This is a genomic window from Flavimobilis soli (genome assembly GCF_002564025.1).
GTDB classification, from domain to species: domain Bacteria; phylum Actinomycetota; class Actinomycetes; order Actinomycetales; family Cellulomonadaceae; genus Flavimobilis; species Flavimobilis soli.
Window position 1 is genome coordinate 807,411 of the sequence record NZ_PDJH01000001.1, and the last position, 19,328, is coordinate 826,738.

The 19,328-nt window shown below is 73.3% G+C and carries 17 protein-coding genes and 2 tRNA genes; 5 read left to right on the forward strand and 14 right to left on the reverse strand.

What is annotated here, in order from left to right; translation table 11 throughout:
• Positions 1-891, forward strand: coding sequence for an acyl-CoA thioesterase (locus ATL41_RS03690; protein ID WP_098457264.1), 891 nt, complete (start codon positions 1-3; stop codon positions 889-891).
• A gap of 208 nt (positions 892-1,099) precedes the next feature.
• Here ATL41_RS03690 and ATL41_RS03695 read toward each other — a convergent pair whose 3' ends face one another.
• The 10 genes from ATL41_RS03695 to ATL41_RS03740 all read right to left on the reverse strand — a co-directional run bounded on the left by ATL41_RS03695 (position 1,100) and on the right by ATL41_RS03740 (position 12,544).
• On the reverse strand, positions 1,100-1,993 hold the full coding sequence (locus ATL41_RS03695) for a DUF4031 domain-containing protein (protein ID WP_098457265.1): 894 nt from the start codon (positions 1,991-1,993) through the stop codon (positions 1,100-1,102).
• A 4-nt stretch (positions 1,994-1,997) separates the two neighbouring features.
• A complete protein-coding gene (locus ATL41_RS03700) occupies positions 1,998-2,483 on the reverse strand; it encodes an acyl-CoA thioesterase (protein ID WP_098457266.1) in 486 nt (161 codons plus the stop codon).
• 9 nt (positions 2,484-2,492) lie between these two features.
• Positions 2,493-4,172, reverse strand: coding sequence for a GTPase family protein (locus ATL41_RS13140; protein ID WP_098457267.1), 1,680 nt, complete (start codon positions 4,170-4,172; stop codon positions 2,493-2,495).
• A complete protein-coding gene (locus ATL41_RS03710; protein WP_098457268.1) occupies positions 4,169-5,905 on the reverse strand; it encodes a dynamin family protein in 1,737 nt (578 codons plus the stop codon). The genes ATL41_RS13140 and ATL41_RS03710 overlap by 4 nt, the downstream gene beginning before the upstream one ends.
• Before the next feature lie 81 nt (positions 5,906-5,986).
• Positions 5,987-7,663 carry an energy-dependent translational throttle protein EttA gene (gene ettA / locus ATL41_RS03715; RefSeq protein WP_098457269.1) on the reverse strand — a complete coding sequence of 559 codons (1,677 nt, stop codon included), beginning with the start codon at positions 7,661-7,663 and terminating at the stop codon, positions 5,987-5,989.
• A gap of 137 nt (positions 7,664-7,800) precedes the next feature.
• On the reverse strand, positions 7,801-8,337 hold the full coding sequence (locus tag ATL41_RS03720; protein ID WP_098457270.1) for a single-stranded DNA-binding protein: 537 nt from the start codon (positions 8,335-8,337) through the stop codon (positions 7,801-7,803).
• 111 nt (positions 8,338-8,448) lie between these two features.
• Complete coding sequence (locus ATL41_RS03725; protein ID WP_098457271.1) at positions 8,449-9,948, reverse strand: GTPase; 1,500 nt, start codon at positions 9,946-9,948, stop codon at positions 8,449-8,451.
• Positions 9,949-9,986: 38 nt separating this feature from the next.
• The gene (locus ATL41_RS03730; protein WP_098457272.1) at positions 9,987-11,660 is read right to left on the reverse strand and encodes a dynamin family protein; all 1,674 of its coding nucleotides are present in this window, start codon (positions 11,658-11,660) and stop codon (positions 9,987-9,989) included.
• 85 nt (positions 11,661-11,745) lie between these two features.
• Positions 11,746-11,818: transfer RNA gene (locus ATL41_RS03735), tRNA-Arg, on the reverse strand.
• A 9-nt stretch (positions 11,819-11,827) separates the two neighbouring features.
• Complete coding sequence (locus ATL41_RS03740; RefSeq protein WP_098457273.1) at positions 11,828-12,544, reverse strand: phosphatase PAP2 family protein; 717 nt, start codon at positions 12,542-12,544, stop codon at positions 11,828-11,830.
• Positions 12,545-12,598: 54 nt separating this feature from the next.
• On the opposite strand from ATL41_RS03740, the gene orn reads away from it, so the two are divergent.
• From orn to ATL41_RS03760, 4 genes are all read left to right on the forward strand, one after another.
• Positions 12,599-13,276 carry an oligoribonuclease gene (gene orn / locus ATL41_RS03745; protein ID WP_098457274.1) on the forward strand — a complete coding sequence of 226 codons (678 nt, stop codon included), beginning with the start codon at positions 12,599-12,601 and terminating at the stop codon, positions 13,274-13,276.
• Between the two features lie 59 nt (positions 13,277-13,335).
• Positions 13,336-13,411 (forward strand) — tRNA-His (locus tag ATL41_RS03750).
• A gap of 129 nt (positions 13,412-13,540) precedes the next feature.
• Positions 13,541-14,008 carry a helix-turn-helix transcriptional regulator gene (locus tag ATL41_RS03755; protein ID WP_098457275.1) on the forward strand — a complete coding sequence of 156 codons (468 nt, stop codon included), beginning with the start codon at positions 13,541-13,543 and terminating at the stop codon, positions 14,006-14,008.
• A gap of 10 nt (positions 14,009-14,018) precedes the next feature.
• Positions 14,019-14,426 carry a VOC family protein gene (locus ATL41_RS03760; RefSeq protein ID WP_098457276.1) on the forward strand — a complete coding sequence of 136 codons (408 nt, stop codon included), beginning with the start codon at positions 14,019-14,021 and terminating at the stop codon, positions 14,424-14,426.
• Positions 14,427-14,441: 15 nt separating this feature from the next.
• Here the strand turns inward: ATL41_RS03760 and ATL41_RS03765 are convergent, their stop codons facing one another.
• The 4 genes from ATL41_RS03765 to trmB all read right to left on the reverse strand — a co-directional run bounded on the left by ATL41_RS03765 (position 14,442) and on the right by trmB (position 19,312).
• Positions 14,442-15,920: an NAD-dependent succinate-semialdehyde dehydrogenase gene (locus tag ATL41_RS03765; RefSeq protein ID WP_098457277.1), complete on the reverse strand. Its 1,479-nt coding sequence runs from the start codon at positions 15,918-15,920 to the stop codon at positions 14,442-14,444.
• A 107-nt stretch (positions 15,921-16,027) separates the two neighbouring features.
• Positions 16,028-17,338, reverse strand: coding sequence for a TrpB-like pyridoxal phosphate-dependent enzyme (locus tag ATL41_RS03770; protein ID WP_098457278.1), 1,311 nt, complete (start codon positions 17,336-17,338; stop codon positions 16,028-16,030).
• 237 nt (positions 17,339-17,575) lie between these two features.
• Complete coding sequence (locus ATL41_RS03775) at positions 17,576-18,487, reverse strand: ATP-grasp domain-containing protein (protein ID WP_098457279.1); 912 nt, start codon at positions 18,485-18,487, stop codon at positions 17,576-17,578.
• Between the two features lie 39 nt (positions 18,488-18,526).
• Positions 18,527-19,312 carry a tRNA (guanosine(46)-N7)-methyltransferase TrmB gene (gene trmB, locus ATL41_RS03780; protein WP_098457280.1) on the reverse strand — a complete coding sequence of 262 codons (786 nt, stop codon included), beginning with the start codon at positions 19,310-19,312 and terminating at the stop codon, positions 18,527-18,529.
• Between the last annotated feature and the right edge of the window lie 16 nt (positions 19,313-19,328).

A 19,328-nucleotide genomic window follows, 5' to 3' on the forward strand; every position in this document is an offset into this window, starting at 1 on the left:
ATGACCGAGACCAGCAGCCAGACCCCGACCGAGGCTGCAGAGCCCTTCCGCAACCTCCAGGCCGTCCTCGAGCTCGACCGCACGGGCGACGACACGTTCGTCGGCTCGAGCCTGCCCCAGCTCAACGGTCGCGTGTACGGCGGCCAGGTCCTCGCGCAGTCCCTCCTCGCCGCCGGCGCGACGACGCCCGAGGACCGCCCGCCGCACTCGCTGCACGGCTACTTCCTGCGCCCCGGCGCCCTCGACGAGCCGATCACCTTCGACGTCGAGCGCATGCGCGACGGCCGCTCCTTCAGCGTGCGCCAGGTGCACGCCGTGCAGAACGGCAAGCCCATCCTCACGATGACGGCCTCCTTCCAGGAGGTGCAGCCCGGGATCGACGAAGCGCAGACGATGCCCGACGCGCCCTCCCCCGAGTCCGTCGAGTCGGCGGTCGACAAGCTCGGCTCGCTCGACCACCCGGTCGCGAAGTTCTGGACGAGCCAGGCCGCGTTCGACATCCGGCACGTCAACGGCTCGCTCTACCTGTCGCCCGACCGGGAGGGGGACGACCGGCAGATGGTGTGGCTGCGCGCCCGCGGCCCCGTCGCCGGCGGCCAGCTCATGCACCGCGCCATGACGGTGTACGCGTGCGACCAGCTCATGCTCGAGCCGGTGCTGCGCCGCGCGAACCTCGGCTGGGCCACGCGAGGCCTGTCGATCGCGAGCCTGGACCACGCGATGTGGTGGCACCGGGACGTGCAGGCCGACGAGTGGCTGCTCTACGTGCAGAGCTCGCCGAGCGCGTCGGGCGGCCGCGGGCTCGGTGCCGCGCGCATCTTCGCGCAGGACGGCACGCTCGTGGCGTCGATCGCCCAGGAGGGCATGATCCGCGTGCCCGACGTCAGCTGACGCCGACCACGCTCTTGTCACGGACGGCAGCCTCGCCGTCCGCAGGTGGGTGTGCTCAGTCCCAGAAGGGCGGGAGGTCGTCCTCGTCCAGCAGGCTCGTGGGAACGTCGTCGGTCGTGATGCTCATACCTCTACCCTCGGCACTCCTGCGCCCGTCCGTAGAGGACGTTCGGCCCACCCCGCGCCCGCGTGAGACGACGCTTTCCGCTCAGCGGGACGGGCCCGCCTCCCCCGCGACGAGCCCGGCCAGCTCGCGCTCCAGGTTCGTGCGGGCCACCCGCTCCCACCGCCGCGCTCCCTCGTCCGTGGCGAACAGGCGCCCGAGGCCCAGGAGCGAGCGCAGCACCGCAGCGCGGCCCTCGCGGAAGGCCTCGTCCGGCACGTGCGAGTACTCGGTACGCACCTGGCGGACGTAACGCGCGTAGCCGGCCTCGTCCGAGCCGAGGATCGACAGGTCGGCGTCGCACACGAGCGCGCCGTGCGCGTCGTCGGCTGCGACCCGGTGGTCGGCCGTCAGCAGGACCAGGCGCGAGACCTCGCCGACCTCGTCGGCGGGGACGAGCCCGACGAGCAGCTCCCGTGCGAGCGCGGCCGAGCGTTCCTCGTCCTCGCCCGCGACGCCGTCGTGCACCGCGTCGTGGAACCACAGCGCGAGCGCGACAGGACGCGGCACGTCCGGCTCCACGATCGCGGCCGCGCGCAGGACCTGCGCGAGGTGACCGGGGCCGTGGTAGGCGCGGTGCGGCTCGTGCCAGCGGTCGAGCAGCACCTCCCCGACCTCCGGCGCGCCCGGCAGCAGCGCCTCCCAGCGTACCGAGAGGGACGCGCGGCGCGCCTCGCGCCGCTCGCGTCCCGGGACGCGCAGGCCCGACGCCGCGAGCCGCCGCGAGAGGTCCCGTCCGGACACGGGGAGGGCGCCACGGGCGACGAGCTCCTCGTACCGCTCGGCGGCGACGTCGTAGTGGTCGAGGTCGAACGCGCGCCGCGGGACGCCCGCAGACTCCGCGAAGGCGTGCAGCTCGTCGAGCGAGGAGTCCGAGACGAGGTGTGCCCAGAGGGTGCCGTGCGCCGGCCAGGCGGGCGGGTCGATCAGGACCGCCACGTCGTCACCGGCGGCCGCGACGGAAGGCGACGGGCTCCTCGACGAACGGCTCCCACGCAGCACGCTCGGCGTCGCCGATGCGCCGCGGAGTGCCGGTCTTCGGGTCGACGAGGACCATCGTCGTCGCCGCGCGGGCGTAGACGGTGCCCGCGTCGTCGGTGACCTCGTAGCAGATCTCGAGGCTCGCGCCGCCGAGCCGCCCGAGCCACAACGTGACGATCACCGGCGCGCGCCGGTACGCGAGCGGCGCGAGGTACTCGATCTCCTGGTGCGCGACGAGCGTGAACGTCTCCGCGCCGGGCGACGCGTCGAGCACCGCGGTGGGGCGCGCGACGGGCGTGCCCGCCGGGTCTCCCTCGACGGCGGGGTGGCGCCAGAACGCCTCGATCCGGGCCTCCTCGAGGAGGCGGAGCATCTCGACGTTGTTGACGTGGGCGTAGGCGTCCATGTCCGACCAGCGCAGCTGGACGGGGATGTGCAGGCGGGTCATGCCTTCACGCTAGGCCATGCGCGAGCGTCGCCGCGTAGGACCGGACGCCGCGCGCTCGGCTGCCGCGCGGCAGGCTCGCCACGTGTCGAGGCGTGCCCGCGCCGGCCCGACCACCGTTGCCTCGGCGACGCCGCGGACGCCTGCCTCGAGCGCGGCACGTGCCTGGCGACGGCGACGCGCGGCCGTGGTGCGGCCGAACAGGCCCGCGATCGCGCCCACGAGCGCGCCGGCTGCCAGGCCGCCGACGGCGAGGGTCGTCGGCCACGGGAACGTCGCGTCGCCCACGTGCCACGAGACGTCGGGGGCGGGGAGGCGCAACGCGTCGAGCCCCGCGAGCGCGGCGAGCCACGCGAGCCCTGCGAGAGCGACGACGAGGAGGAGCGTCTGCACCCAGCCGAGCGCGCGCGCCCAGCGCGGCGGTCCGGGCGAACCGAGGGGCGCGGCGACGACGACCTGGTCGAGGGCGTCCGCGAGCACGTCCGGGTCGGGGCGCGCGGCGGTTGTCGGCTGCCAGGCCTCGGGCAGCGCGCGAGCGACACCGTCGGCGTGCTCGCGCAGAGCCTCGGCGGTCCGGGCGCGGACGGCGGCGGTGGGCCTGGGCATGGACGAGCGGCGCACCTCCGTGGTGGCGGCGTCGGGACGCTCCCCGTCCGGGTCGGGCCGCAGTCCCAGCCGCCGGAGCGGGTCGGCGCGCAGGCTCGCGACCCATCGCGTGACCGGCCACCCGGCGGTCGTCCGCACCTGGCGGCGGGCCGAGAGCCCGACGGCGTCGACGACCGTCTCCGCGCCGCTCGCCCCGAGCAGGGCTTGCACAAGGCGGTCGTCAACCCCGCCGGACAGCCTGGGAGCGTCGCTCGGCGGCTCGGTCAGCTCGAGGATGCGCCGCGCGCACGCACGCACGTCCTCGAGAAGGCGTGCCGCCATCGCCTGACGCCGTCGGACGGCGTCGGCCACGAGGCCCCTGAGCTCGGTGACGCCGAGCCCCTCGGTCGCGGAGGTCGCGAGGACGTGCGCGTTCGGCAGGCCGTCCTCGGCGACACGCTCGCGCAGGTCGGCGAGGCACGTCTCGCGGTCGTCGTCGGAGAGGCGGTCGGCGTGGTTGAGCACGACGACGACCACGCCCTCGTATCCGGAGAAGCCGCGCAGGTAGCCCTCGTGGAGAGCGGCGTCGGCGTACTTCTGCGGGTCGGTCACCCAGACCATGAGGTCGGCGCGGGCGAGCAGGCGGTCCGCGCGGACGCGGTGCTCGGGGACGACCGAGTCGTGGTCCGGGAGATCGAGCAGGACGAGGCCGTCCGCTCCCTCCTCGCCGTCGACGAAGGTGCGTTGCGTGACCTCGAGCCAGTCGAGCAGCGCGGCCGGGCTGCTGCCGGGCCACACGGCCGCGACGGCGCGGGACGTCGTCGGGCGCAGCACCCCCGGGCGCGCGACCTCCGCGCCGGCGACCGCGTTGAGCAGGGAGGACTTGCCCGAGCCGGTCGACCCGGCGAGGGCGACGACCGTGCGGTCGGCGCCGAGCGCGACACGCTCGCGCACCCTGGGCAGCAGCTCCTCGACGTCGCGGGCGAGCCCGGGGTCGGCGTCCGCGAGCACGTCCCGTCCCGCGAGCCACGCCTCCTCGAGCGCCTCGACACGTCCGAGCACGCCCTCGCTCGCGTCGGCGGGCACGTCCCGCCGTGCGCTGCTCACCGCGCCTCTCCGCGGTCGGCACGCGCCCGGGCGAGAGCGTCGCGGGCGCGCTCGATCCGTGCCGGGGCGTCGGCGTCGACGCGCTGCGCGTCGAGGCGGGACTGGAACCGCACGCCGTCGGCCTCGAGGACGGTCCGCACGCGCGCGTCGAGCCGCTCGCGCGCGTTCACGGCGAGCCTGCGCACGGCGTCGTCCCCGAACACGGCCTCGAGGAGGCGCTGGGCGAGCACGGCGGTGCCGCCTGCGATGCCGACCTCCGCGCCCGTGAGCCCTCCCGTCGAGGCGAACACGACGACCATGAGCGCGACACCGAGGCCGTTGACGCCGAAGGAGAGCGCGCGGGCGCGGCCGCGCGTGGACTGCCCTTGCGTCGAGACGAGCTCGAGCACGTCGCCCTGCCAGGCGCGCACCTGCTCGGCGACGTGCTCGCGGACCTGGGGCCCGCCGCGCGCGAGTCCCTCGGCGAGGTCACGGCCCGCCGGGTCGGCGCGCCACGCGTCGTACGTGCGCTCGGCCGCGCCGTGGACGGCGTCGAGGACGACGGCCTCGAGGTCGTGCCCGACGGCGCGAGCGACCGCGGGTGCGTCAGCGGTGCGGCCGCGGAAGAACGCGGTGATCCGGTCACGTGCGCGCCCGACGCCCTGCTCGACGCGCCGCAGGAAGTCGCCCGTGCCGACGAAGTCCTGCCACCGGGCGAGCACCTCGCCGCGGAGCATCGCGCCGTCGGCCGTCGCACGAGCGACCTGAGTCGCAGCCGCCTCCTGCTCGCGCGTCAGCACGGCGGCGAGGCGGTCACGGGCGGCGACCTGCTCCCCCGCCGCGCCGGCGAGGTCGGTGAGCCGCCGGCCGAGGTCCTCGACCGCACCGTCGAACGTCGCAGCGACGACGCGGCGGCGTTCCTCCGGCTGGGTGACGGCGCCGAGCCAGCCCCGCAGCCCCACGAGGTGCTCGGGGCCGAGCACTCCCGAGGTGAGCCGCGTCTCCTCGACCGGGAACACGCGTGCGCCCGCGTGGCCGCGCTCGGCGAGCATGCCCTCGAGGTGCTCGGTGATCGCGGCGCGCGCGTGCGCGTCGACGCGGTTGAGCACGAGGGCGACCTGCGTGCGCCGCTCAGCCGCGGCGTCGAGGAGGTCCCACGGGACGGCGTCGGCGTAGCGGGCGGCGGTCGTGACGAAGAGCCACAGGTCGGCCGCCGCGAGAAGCTGGGCAGCGAGGTCGCGGTTCTCGGCGACGACCGAGTCGACGTCGGGCGCGTCGAGCAGCGCGTATCCCGGCCCGACGGCGTCGGTCGGCACGAGCCGCAGCGTGCGGTGCACGGAGTCGGCCGGCACGGGGTCCTGCGCGCCCGCCCGGCTCAGGCCGGGCAGGACGCGGTCGTCCGCGAACCAGTGCGCGTCCTGCGGGTGGTGCGCCAGGACGGGGGCGAGCGTCGTCGGGCGGAGCACGCCTGACGGGCTCACGGGCGCCCCGACGAGGGAGTTGACGAGCGTCGACTTGCCCGCGCCCGTCGACCCGCCGACGACGACGAGCATGGGCGCGTCCGCCGAACGGGCGCGCGGCAGGAGGTGGTCGTCGATCCGGGCGAGAAGGTCGGCGCGCAGCGCGGTCGCGTCCTGAGCGCCGGGGGCTGGGAGGTCGAGCCGGAGCTCGTCGACCGCGGCCCGCACGTCCTCGAGCGCCCGGACGACGCCGCCCGGCCCGTCGGTCCGCGAGGAGGTCGCACCAGCCGTCATGACCTCACCCTACGGTCGCAGACGCACGCAGGCCCGGCAGCGCTTGCGCTGCCGGGCCTGCGTCAGACCTGCTGAGGACTGTCAGTCGCGGGTGAGGCGACGGTGCGTCACGCGGTGCGGACGCGCCGCCTCGACACCGAGACGCTCAACCTTGTTCTGCTCGTACGACTCGAAGTTGCCCTCGAACCAGTACCAGCTGGCCGGGTTCTCCTCCGTGCCCTCGTACGCGAGGATGTGCGTCGCGACCCGGTCGAGGAACCAGCGGTCGTGGGAGACCACGACGGCGCAGCCGGGGAACTCGAGGAGAGCGTTCTCGAGCGAGCCAAGGGTCTCGACATCGAGGTCGTTGGTGGGCTCGTCGAGGAGCAGCAGGTTGCCGCCCTGCTTGAGCGTGAGCGCGAGGTTGAGGCGGTTGCGCTCACCACCGGAGAGCACGCCGGCAGGCTTCTGCTGGTCCGGGCCCTTGAAGCCGAACGACGCGACGTACGCGCGCGACGGGATCTCGACGTTGCCGACCTTGATGAAGTCGAGACCGTCGGAGACCACCTCGAAGAGGGTCTTCTTGGGGTCGATGCCGCCGCGCGACTGGTCGACGTACGAGATCGAGACGGTCTCACCGATCTTGAGGTCGCCGCCGTCGAGCGGCTCGAGGCCGACGATCGTCTTGAAGAGCGTCGTCTTACCGACACCGTTCGGGCCGATGACGCCGACGATGCCGTTGCGCGGGAGCGTGAAGCTCAGGCCGTCGATGAGCTGGCGCCCGTCGAAGCCCTTCTGCAGGTTCGTGGCCTCGAGGACGACCGAACCCAGGCGCGGACCCGCCGGGATCTGGATCTCCTCGAAGTCGAGCTTCCGGGTGCGCTCCGCCTCGGCAGCCATCTCCTCGTAGCGGGCGAGACGAGCCTTCGACTTGGTCTGGCGGCCCTTGGCGTTGGACCGGACCCACTCGAGCTCCTCCTTGAGTCGCTTGGCGAGCTTCGCGTCCTTCTTGCCCTGGACCTGGAGGCGCTCCTGCTTCTTCTCGAGGTAGGTCGAGTAGTTGCCCTCGTAGGGGTACAGACGGCCACGGTCGACCTCGCAGATCCACTCGGCGACGTGGTCGAGGAAGTAGCGGTCGTGGGTGACGGCGAGGATCGCACCGGGGTACGTCGTCAGGTGCTGCTCGAGCCACAGCACCGACTCGGCGTCGAGGTGGTTGGTGGGCTCGTCGAGGAGCAGCAGGTCGGGCTTCTCGAGGAGGAGCTTGCACAGCGCGACGCGGCGACGCTCGCCACCGGAGAGGACCTTGACGTCCATGTCGCCGGGCGGGCAGCGCAGGGCGTCCATCGCCTGCTCGAGCTGGGAGTCGAGGTCCCACGCGTCGGCGGCGTCGATCGCCTCCTGGAGCTTGCCCATCTCCTCCATGAGCTCGTCGGAGTAGTCCGTCGCCATGAGCTCGGCGATCTCGTTGAAGCGGTCGAGCTTCGCCTTGATCTCGCCGACGGCTTCCTGGACGTTGCCGAGGACGGTCTTCTCCTCGTTGAGCTCCGGCTCCTGCATGAGGATGCCGACGCTGTAGCCGGGCGACAGGCGCGCCTCACCGTTCGAGGGCTGCTCGAGACCGGCCATGATCTTGAGGATCGTGGACTTTCCGGCACCGTTCGGGCCGACGACGCCGATCTTCGCCCCGGGGAGGAAGTTCAGCGTGACGTCGTCGAGGATGACCTTGTCACCGTGCGCCTTGCGCGCCTTGTACATGGTGTAGATGAACTCAGCCACGGATTCTTGGACCGCCTTGTGATCGTGAGGGGTGAGCGTCGCACGCGTCGGGGCGTGCCGTGCCCGCCGCCGCCCGTGCGGCCCGGCTCGTCGCCGGGCGCGCAGGCGTCGACGGGCGACGCACAGACCCCCCAAGCCTACGCGGTCGCAGGCTCGTATGCTCCGAGCTCCTCCCCGACCTCCGCGGACGCGTCGAGCGCGGCCTCGTCGACGTCCGCCGGCGGGGCGTCCTGCTCGCTCACGTCCGGCGTCTCGGGCGTGGCGAACGGGTCCGCGGCACGGTCGCCGGGCGGCGCGGGCTCGAAGCCCGCCCCGGCGGTACGCACGCAGCGCGTGAACTGGGCGATGCCACGCGTGAGGTCGTGACCGAGCGTCGCCCCGCGCACGCCGAGCGACGAGCGCGGGCCTTCCTCGCTGTCCCAGCGCTCGAGGACGAGGCGGCCGGTGAGCACGACGGGCTCGCCCTGCCGCACCGAGCGGGCGACGTTCTCGGCGGCGTCGTCCCAGAACACCGCGCTGAACCACTGCGTGTCGCCGTCGACCCACTCGTTGCGCGAGTCGCGGTAGCGGTGCGTCGAGGCGACGCGGACGGTCGTGAAGACGCGGTCGTTGGCGGTGCGGGTCAGCGTCGGCTTGTTGCCGACCCATCCGCGCACGGTGATGGTCGAGCTCATGGGTCCTCCTGCGAGCGGGGACGGCCGGGTGCCGTCCGAGGACCTCACGCTCGCGTCCGCGCTCCGCGGGCCGCGAGCGCTCGCGCCCGGCCAGGGGCCGGGCCGATCTCGTCAGCTCCCTGTGGGCGACTGCTCCGCGGCGGCGAGCGCGAGCACTCGAGCGTCGTGGTGGTCCCTCAGGACGGGCGAGGACGGCTGCAGCAAGAGCTCGCCGACGACTTCCGTCAGCCGCTCGCGCGCCACGCTCACGAAGCGCGACTCGCGCTCGGCCGCGTGCTGGCGGCGCGCCCTGCCACGCACGAGCAGCGCGACGACGACGCCCAGCGCCAGCACGCCAGCCCCGACCAGGAGGTAGGTCCCCGTGCCGACGCCGTCGGGCAGGTCCCACCAGCCGAGCAGGAGAGCGAGTCCCGCACCGGCAGCGATCACGGCAAGGATCCCGAGGACGACGGCGGACGCCCGCGCACGCCGCACCGCCCTGCCGGGCCCGGCCTCGAGCCGCACGTCGCCGACGGCGCGGTCGACCGCGACCGCGATCTCCTCGGCGGGGGTGACGACGCGTTCGAGGTTCTCGCGCCAGCCGGCCGAGAGGTGACGACCGACGCCGTCAAGCCACGAGGTGCGCACGCGGGCGGTGACCTCGGGCGTCACGGCGACGCCCGCCGCGGCGGCCGAGCCGTCGTCGAGCGTGAGGGCGGCCGTGCGGCCGCGAGCCTCAAGGCCGACGCCGACGGCGAGCGCGTCGACCGCAGGCGCGACGAACCCGTCGAGGGAGCGCGGGGCCTCGGACGAGAGAGCATCGGCGACCAGGGTTCCCGCGCGGGTCAGCTCGCTGCTGACGCGCACCGACGCGACAGAGCGGGCAGCGACGACCTTGGCGAGCCGCGTCCGTAGCTCGTCGACCCCATCCCCCGTGACCGCGGAGACTCCGAGGACGTCGACCACCCCGAGGCCGTCGTAGGTCAGCAGGCTCGACACGTCGGCGAGGATCTCGTCGCGCTGCGTGGGCGGGACCGTGTCGAGCTGGTTGAGCACGACGAGCATCGACCCCTCGGCGCCGACGAGGGTCTGCAGGTAACCGGAGTGCAGCGCGTCGTCGGCGTACTTCTGCGGGTCGACGACCCACACGAGAAGGTCGGCCATCGGCACGACGCGGTCGACGACCTCGCGGTTCTCGGTGCGCACCGAGTCGTGGTCCGGCAGGTCCAGCAGGACGAGGCCGTCGAGCGCCCGCTCGGACTCGTCGTCGAGCGCGGAGATCCGGTTGATGCGTCGGTCGGCGTCCACGCCGACCCAGTCGAGCAGGGCGTCGGCGTGGTCGCTCCACGCGCACGCGGTCATGCGCGACGTCGTCGGGCGCTTGACGCCCACGTCAGCGAAGTTCAGGCGGGAGACAGCGTTGAAGAGGCTCGACTTGCCCGAGCCGGTGCCGCCCACGAGCGCGACGACGGTGTGCTCGACCCCCAGGTCGAGGCGCTCGGACGCGCTCTCGAGCGCCGCGCCCGCGGTGGCGAGAACCTCGGGGTCGCTCCGGTCGGCGATCAGGTCGAGCGCGCCGCGCAGGTCCTTGACCCGCCCACGAAGGTCAGCCGCATCGGTTCGTGCTCCCATTCCGGCATCCTCTCCTCGTGTCCCGCGACGTCCCTTCCTCACACCAGGCGGCGAAGCTCGGCGAGCCTCAGCCGCACCGGTGTCGCTGCCTCGTCCTGCAAGGACGGAAGGTCCAGACGCTCAGCGTACGGTCCCTCCTCCTCCAGCACGACAGCGCGCCCCGTGTCGACGAGGTCCGCCCTGACCTCGTCGAGCAGGTCGGACGCGGCCGCACCGAGGAGCCCGTCGAGCATGCGCTGGGCGCCCACGTTCCCGAGGGCGGCGACGACCGTGACGGCGCGCAGGCCTTCGACGCCGACGCGGCGTCGGGCGCGACGCACGGCGGCCTCGTCCGCTCGCGCGTCGAGTCGCTCCCCGACGGCGGCGGTCCACCCGGCGGCCGTGCTCGCGGCGGTCCGCTCCCGCCACGCGTCGATCTCGGGGTCGCCCGCGACGACGGCGCGCAGCGCGGCTCCCCCGGGCAGCCCCGGGTCGCCCGCGATGGCATCGCCGATCGCGGCCCCGGATACCTCGGAGGCCCGCACGAGCAGCGTCGTGACGGCGCGCTCCGCCTCCGCGAGCACGGGAGCGAGACTCTCCTCGCGGCGCCGGACGCGGCGGCCCGACGGCGCGCGGAAGCCGGTGGAGGCCCGCAGGATGCCCGGGTCGGCCTCGATCGCGGCCTGCCAGGCCGCCACGAGGGCGCCGGCGTCGAGGCTCCCGTCCGCGACTGCCTTCTCGACGACGGGGACGCCCGCGGCCGCGTGGCCGGCGACCTCGGCGCGCAGGCGCCGCGCATCGGCGGCCTGGTCCTCGATCACGGCGGCGAGGTCCTCGAGCTGGCCGGGCAGCGTCGACAGCGCGCCGCGCAGGGTGCGCAGGATGAGGCGGCGCGCCTGCTCGGCGCCCGCGATCGTGGAGAGCCAGCGGAGGATCCCCGCGACGTCCTTCGCGGGCAGCAGTCCCTCGTGGGGTCCCGCGTCGGGGACGATGAAGAGCGGGGTCGACTGCATGCCGTGCTCCCGCAAGCGGTCGAGCAGGTCGACGCGCACCTCCGCCACGGTCGCGCCAGGGGCGCGGTTGAGGACCATCGCCATGGTCGCGCCGCGCTCGCGTGCGGCCGACAGGACGTTCCACGGCAGCGCGTCGCCGTAGCGGGCGGCGGTCGTCACGAAGAGACCGACGTCCGCGGCAGCGAGGAGCCGTGCTGCAGTCTCGCGGTTGGACCGCAGGAGCGAGTCGAGGTCGGGGGCGTCGAGGATGCACAGCCCGCGCGGGACGGACTCGTGCGCGACGCGCAGCGCGTCGTCGAGGACCGTGTCCCCGAGGAGGCCCGCGTCGGCGGGGTGGTGCACGAGGACGGGCTCGCGCGTCGTCGGGCGGATGACGGACGCGCGGGAGACCTCCGCGCCGACGAGCGAGTTCACGAGCGTCGACTTGCCCGCTCCGGTCGAGCCGACGACGACCACGACGGCCGGGCGCGAGAGCTCGCGCAGGCGTGGCAGCAGGTGGTCGTCGATCTGCCCGAGCAGCCCGAGCCGCACGTCGCGGCCGTGCTCGGTGCCGGGCGTGCGCAGCGGCATCTCGAGGTGCTGGATGTCGCGCCGCAGGTCGGTGACGACGTCGAGGAGGGTCGCGTCCGGGTCGACCTCAGGGGTGTCGTCGTGCGCGAGCTCGGCGTCGCGCAGGGCGGCCGTGCCGTCCAGGGTGCCGTCGCCGCGCTCGTTGCTCACAGTGCCGATTGTCCCAAGTTGCCAGGTCCGGACCAAACGCGCGCGCCGCGCCGGACGCGGTGATCGGTCACACGGGTACGCAGAGCGCCCCCGACAGGACTCGAACCTGCAACCGACGGATTAGAAGGCCGTTGCTCTATCCATTGAGCTACGGAGGCGCCTCGATTCTACCGTTGCGCAGCAGGAGGCCGGTCCTGCGCCGGCCACCTGTCGACGCACACGACGACGCCGAGCACCGCTATCGCGAGGCACGCGCCCGCGAGGACGTCGGTGACGAAGTGGTAGCCGAGGTAGAGCCGCGTCGCGGCCACGACCACGATCACGACGACGCTCACGACCGCCCACACGACCGTCGCCCGCCAGGTCCGTCGTGACCGGGCGACGAGGTAGGCGAGCACGAGGACGAGGGTCGCGGCCCCGATCGTGTGGCCCGACGGGAACGACGCCGACGTCTCGACGCCGGGCACGCTCATCGACACCTCGGGCGGCCGCGGGCGGCCGACGAGCGCCTTGATCGCAGTGCTGACCGAGACGGCGAGGAGCATCGCGGCGACGAGCAGAGCAGGGTCCCGCCAGCGCTTCGAGACCGCCCACCACGCACCGCAGCCGACGGCGACGAGCACCGGCAGGATCGTCGGACCGAACGTGTTGGTCACGCCCGTCGCGATCGACGTGAGCCAGGGGACGCGGTTGTCGGCGAGCCACTCGAGGACGGGCTGGTCGACGAGCCACACGTCGTCCTGCTCGTCCACGGCGTCGAGGACACCGGCGAAGAGCCCGATGCCGAGCGCGACGAGCAGGGCGCCGGGGAGGAGGGTGAGCAGAGCCTGGCCCCTCGGCGACGCGGAGGGACGGGCGACCTGGGTGCTCGGAGCCTCGGGCATGCCTCGACGCTAGCCGAGCGGGGCCGGCCCCACACCCGCGCGTACCCTGGACCAGTGGCCAGCAACCTGAACAACGACCGGATCGTGTGGATCGACTGCGAGATGACCGGCCTGGACCTCCAGGCCGACGCGCTCATCGAGGTCGCCGCGGTCGTCACCGACTCCGAGCTCAACGTCCTCGGCGAGGGCGTCGACGTCGTCATCCGTCCCGAGCCCGCCGCGCTCGAGCAGATGAACGACTTCGTCCGTGACATGCACACGACGTCCGGCCTGCTCGACGAGCTCGACGCCGGCATGACGCTCGAGGACGCTCAGCAGGCCGTCCTCGACTACGTCCGTGCGTGGGTCCCGGACCCGGGCCGCGCCCCGCTCGCCGGAAACTCGGTCGGGACCGACAAGGCGTTCCTCGACCGTGACATGCCCGAGCTCGCCGGTCACCTGCACTACCGGATCATCGACGTCTCCTCGATCAAGGAGCTAGCGCGGCGCTGGTACCCGCGGGCCTACTTCCAGTCGCCCGAGAAGCACGGGGGCCACCGCGCGCTCGCCGACATCCTCGAGAGCATCGACGAGCTGCGCTACTACCGGGAGGCGATCTTCGTGCCGCAGCCTGGCCCGGACTCGGTCACCGCGAAGGCTGTCTCCGCCAGGATCAGCGAGACGAGCGTCACGATCCGCGAGAGCGGCACGACCGACCCCGGAAACCCTGTACACTCGTCTACGGCCCGGTGAGCCTGGCTCGCCGGACCGCGCTGTTGATGCCGGTCTGACCGGTTCGCACAGCACACATGGTGGGTATAGCTCAGCTGGTAGAGCACCTGGTTGTGGTCCAGGGGGTCGCGGGTTCAAGTCCCGTTACTCACCCCATGCGAAGGCCCGGTCCGTGAGGACCGGGCCTTCGTCGTTCCCGGGCGCTCGTCGCCGCCCGCCGTTCCTCGTCTCCAGGCGCAGGGCGACGCCCTGGGCACGTCCTTCTCCCCCGGTTAGCGTGAGGGGATGGCCATCAGGACGGCAGACGCCCCGCGTGTCGGCACCGCGGAGGCGGCGCGGCTGCGCGACATCGCCACGATGCGCCGCGTCCGCGACCGGATCGATCGCGAGTTCGCCTCCCCGCTCGACGTCGAGGCGCTCGCTCGGGGCGTGCACATGTCCGCCGGGCACCTGAGCCGCGAGTTCCGCCGCGTGTACGGGGAGCCTCCGTACTCCTACCTCATGACCCGCCGCATCGAGCGCGCGATGACCCTGCTCCGGCGCGGCGACATGACCGTCACCGAGGTGTGCTTCGCCGTCGGCTTCTCCTCGCTCGGGACGTTCAGCACGCGGTTCGCCGAGCTCGTCGGCGTGCCGCCGAGCGTCTACCGCCGCGACTCGTCGCGTGCCGCAGAGGGCATCCCGCCGTGCCTCGCCCGGCAGGTCACGCGACCGGTCAGGAATCGAGAAGCGCGGCCAGGTCCGCGCGCCTAGCGTCGGCTCCATGGACATCTCGATTCACTACGCGTTCCTCCCCCACACCGACCCCGACGCCTCGCTCGCGTTCTACCGCGACCTCCTCGGCTTCGAGGTCCGCAACGACGTCGGCTACGGCGACATGCGCTGGATCACGGTCGCGCCTCCTGGCTCGACGACGTCGCTCGTCCTCACGCCGCCCAACGTCGACCCGGGCCTCTCGGACGACGAGAAGCGCACGGTCCTCGAGCTCATGGCGAAGGGCGCGTACGGCGCCCTGACTCTCGCGTCCGACGACCTCGACGGACTGTTCGCGCGCCTGCAGGCCGCCGGGGTCGACGTCGTGCAGGAGCCTGCCGACCAGGACTACGGCGTGCGCGACTGCGCCTTGCGCGACCCGTCCGGCAACCTGCTGCGCATCAACCAGCGCGCCTGACCCCGCGCCGCCCGCTCACGCGAACGGGTCGCCCGTGAGCGTGTACTTCGTCTGCAGGTACTCGTCGATGCCCTCGGCGCCGCCCTCGCGGCCCAGGCCCGAGTACTTCCATCCCCCGAACGGCGCCGCCGCGTTCGAGACGACACCCGCGTTGACCCCGACCATGCCGGACTCGAGCCGCTCGATCATCCGCTGCCCGCGCGTGAGCGACCGCGTGTACACGTAGGCGACGAGCCCGTGCGGGGTGTCGTTCGCACGACGGACTGCCTCGTCCTCGTCGTCGAACGTCGAGATCGCGAGGACCGGACCGAAGATCTCCTCGCGCAGCACGTCGGAGCCCGGCGCGACGTCGGTCAGGATCGTCGCCGGGTAGAAGCTGCCCGGTCCGTCGAGCGGCGCTCCGCCCGTGCGGAGCACCGCTCCGCGCGCGACGGCGTCCTCGACGAGGGCGTGCACGCGCTCGACCGCGTCGTCGTCGATGAGCGGGCCGATCACCACGCCCTCCTCCGTGCCGCGGCCCGTGCAGAACGCCTCGACCCGCTCGGTCACGCGGCGCGCGAAGTCGTCCGCGACGGAGCTGTGCACGAGGAACCGGTTGGCGGCAGTGCAGGCCTGGCCGGTGTTGCGGAACTTCGCCGCGAGCGCCCCCTCGACCGCGGCGTCCAGGTCGGCGTCGTCGAAGACGATGAACGGGGCGTTGCCGCCGAGCTCCATCGAGGTCCGCAGGACGCCGTCGGCGGCCTGCCGCAGCAGCGACTGCCCGACGGCGGTCGAACCCGTGAAGGACAGCTTGCGCAGGCGCGGGTCGGTGAGGACCGCCTCGGAGACGGGGCCCGTCTGCCTCGTCGTGATCACGTTGACGACGCCCGCGGGCACACCCGCCTCCTCGAGGATCGTCGCGAGCAGGAGCGTCGTCAGCGGCGTCGCGCTCGCCGGCTTCACGACGACCGTGCAGCCCGCCGCGAGCGCGGGAGCGATCTTGCGCGTCGCCATCGCGAGCGGGAAGTTCCAGGGCGTCACGAGGTAACACGGCCCGACCGGGTGCCGGGTGACGATCATGCGGCCCGTGCCCTCCGGCGTCGGGCCGTAGCGTCCCTGGACGCGCGCGGCCTCCTCGCTGAACCAACGCAGGAACTCGGAGCCGTACGTGACCTCGGCGCGCGACTCAGCGAGCGGCTTGCCCATCTCGAGGGTCATGAGCAGCGCGAGGTCGTCCGCGCGCTCCTGGACGAGGTCGAACGCGCGGCGCAACGTCTCCGCGCGCTCGCGCGCGGGCGTCGTCGACCATGCGGGGAAGGCGTCGCACGCGGCGTCGAGCGCCGCGCGCCCGTCGTCGGCGGTCGCGCTCGCGACCTGGGTGAGGACTGCTCCCGTCGCGGGGTCGTGCACGGCGAACGTCCCGCCGTCGGCCGCCTCGCGCCACTTCCCGCCGATGAACAGCCCGCTCGGGACGCGCTCCAGCAGCGCGCGTTCCTGTTCCTGCTCCTGACCCATGGCTCCTCCTGCGCGACATCGGGACTCTCGACTGTAGGCGCAGGGGCGGAGCTCCGCCGGGCACGGCACCGGCCCGGTCCCGCACGCGGGGCCGGGCCGGGTGCCGGTCAGAGGTACGCGGAGTACGCGGGAAGGTCCAGCACGCCGTTGCCGGACAGGCCGATGACGATGACCTCACCGTCCGCGGCCGTCCGAGCGTGCGCGACGGCACCCGCGACCGCGTGCGTCGACTCGGGCGCCGGGATGATGCCCTCCGCGCGCGCGAACAGCAGACCCGCCGCGAACGCGTCGTCCTGCTCGACGGCGATCGCGTCCATGAGGCCGAGGTGCACCGCGTGCGACACCATCGGGCTCATCCCGTGGTACCGCAGGCCGCCCGCGTGGATCGACGGCGGGACGAAGTCCTTGCCGAGCGTGTACATCTTCATGAGCGGCGTCAGGCCCGCGACGTCGCCCGCGTCGTAGCGGTACTCCCCCTGCGTGAGCGACGGGCAGGCCGCCGGCTCGCACGCGACGAGCCGCGTCGTCGTGCCCTCGCGGAGGTTCTGCCCGAGGAACGGGAACGTCAGGCCTGCGAGGTTGGAGCCGCCACCCGCGCACCCGAAGACGACGTCCGCACCCTTCTCCCCCGCCTCCGCGAGCTGGACGAGGGCCTCCTGGCCGATGACCGACTGGTGCAGCATGACGTGGTTGAGGACGCTGCCGAGCGCGTAGTGCGCCCCCGGGTCCTTGACTGCGGCCTCGACGGCCTCGGAGATCGCCATGCCGAGCGAGCCGGTCGTGTCCGGGTACGCCTCACGCATCGCCCGGCCTGCGTCGGTCAGCTCGGACGGGGAGGAGTGGCACACGCTGCCGTACGTCTCCATCTGCATGCGCCGGTACGGCTTTGCGTCGTACGACGCGCGGACCTGCCACACCTCGCACGTCAGGCCGAGCAGCGCGGCGGCGAAGGAGAGGGAGGCGCCCCACTGGCCTGCGCCCGTCTCGGTCGTCAGGCGCGTCGTGCCCTCGAGTGCGTTGTAGTACGCCTGCGGCACGGCCGTGTTCGGCTTGTGCGACCCGACCGGGCTGACGCCCTCGTACTTGTAGTAGATCCGTGCCTTCGTGCCGAGCGCGCGCTCGAGGCGAGACGCCCGCACGAGAGGCGACGGCCGCCACCCGGCGTAGATCTCACGGACCGCCTGCGGGATCTCGACATACCGCTCGGTCGTGACCTCCTGCTCGATGAGCGCCATCGGGAAGAGCGGTGCGAGGTCGGCGGGCGTGAGCGGCTCGCCCGTGCCGGGGTTGAGGTGCGGCGGGACCGGCTCGGGAAGGTCCGCCGCGAGGTTGTACCAGTGCGTCGGAACCGTGGACGGCACCGCCGTCCCGAGCGGCTCGATCGCCACGGCCGGCGGCATCGCCTGGGTGTGGGTCATGACTCTCCTTCGTGTTCGACCGGGTCAACCGGTCCCACGAAGCCTGCGAGACCGGACATGAGAACGGTCAGCGCTAGGGACGCCACCGTCAGTGGTGGCGCCATCCGTCAAGTGCCGTGAGCAGGATCACACGGCGACCGTAGGGCAACCGCGCAACAGCAGGCCTGGACGTCTCGCCCACCGGACGGGGGCCGCGTACGGGCTTCGTGAGGTGGGGGAGCTCAGGCAGAGCCAGGGTCAGGCGAGGCGCGCGAGCACGGCGTCCGCCAGGCGGCCCGCCGCGTCCTTCTCGAACGCGAGGAACAACGACGGCTCGGTGAGCTCGAGCTCGATGATGAGCGGCTCGCCCTCCGGGCCAGGCACGACGTCGACACGCGCGTACAGCAGCTCGGTGCCGGGGGCCTCCTTCGCGAGGACCTCCGTCGCGTACGCGATCGCACGGTCACCGACGGCGCGCTCCTCCGGCGTCGTCGGACGCGTGCTCATCTCCTCCTGCTTGTACAGCCCAGCCATGCCGCGGTACGGCCCCTGGAGCATCGCGCCCTTGCGTACCGAGTGCGAGAACTCGCCGTCGATGTAGACGAGCGCGGTCTCACCCTGCGTGTCGACCTCCATGAGGTAGCGCTGGATCATCACGTGACGCCCCTCCTTCATGAGGGACACGGCGTGCGAGATCGCGAGGCCGCGCGAGTGCGCCTCGCCTGCCTCGTAGCGGCCCGTGTCACGCGAACCGCGCGAGACCGTCGGCTTGATGACGAAGTCGCCCGAGGCCGGCATGCGCGTGTGCACGGCACGGGAGGACAGCTTGCGGGCCGGGTCGAGCCAGATCGTGGGGATGACCGGGAGGCCCGCCTCCTCGAGGTCGCGCAGGTAGGCCTTGTCGGTGTTCCACTCGACGAGCCCGGCCGGGTTGAGGATGCGCGGCACGCTGCGCGCCCACGCGACGAACTCGTCGCGCCGCGACGAGTAGTCCCACGTGGACCGCACGACGACGAGGTCGAACGACGACCAGTCGATCTCCGGGTCGTCCCAGACGGCGGCGACGGCGTCAGCGCCTCGCTCGCGCAGCGCGCGGAGCAGGAGCTGGTCGTCCTCGGCCAGGTCCGGGTGGAAGTTGCAGGTCGCCAGTGCGATGCGTGCGTTGCTCACGGACCTGATCCTATCCGCAGGCAGCGGCCCGAGCCTGGCTCAGGAGCGGTCGTCACGGCGCCGGAACGCGAGGTCGGTGACCTCGCGGCCGGCGCGCAGGCCCTTCGCCTCGAACGATGTCAGCACGCGGCCGGCGAACCGCTCGACGGTGCCGTCGGAGCCGGGCTCGAGCGGCTCGAAGTCAGGGCTCGCGCCGATGACCTCGATCATCTCCTCCGCGTACGGCCGCCAGTCTGTCGCGAGGCGCCACACGCCGCCCGGGCGCAGCACGCGGGCGACGAGCTCCGCGAACGACGGCGTCACGAGCCGGCGCTTGTGGTGGCGCGCCTTGGGCCACGGGTCGGGGAAGAACACCCACACCTCGTCGGCGCTGCCCGAGGGCAGCGTCGTCGCGAAAACCTCGGGTGCGTTCGCCTGCATCAGCCGCAGGTTGGTGACGTCCTCGCGCTCAGCGCGCAGGATCGTCTGGGCGATGCCCGGCAGGTAGACCTCGAGCGCGAGGTGGTCGACGTCGCGGTGCGCGGCCGCGGCCGCGGCGACGCACTCCCCCATGCCTGTGCCGACCTCGACGACGAGCGGTGCCGTCCGTCCGAACGTCGCGGCGAGGTCGAGCTCGAAGCCCGGGTCGACGGACGTGCGCGCGATCGCACGGGGGACGTCGATGATCAGCCGCCCGCCGGAACGCTCGAGAGCCTTGGCCTGACCGGTCGAGAGCCGGCCGCTGCGCCGGATGAAGGAGACGGGCTCCTTGCGGAACGTGCCGTGGCCGGGTTCCTGGGCGTCAGGGACGGACGTGGTCTGGGGGTCTGCGGGGGTCGCGCTCATGATGTCCTCACCCTAG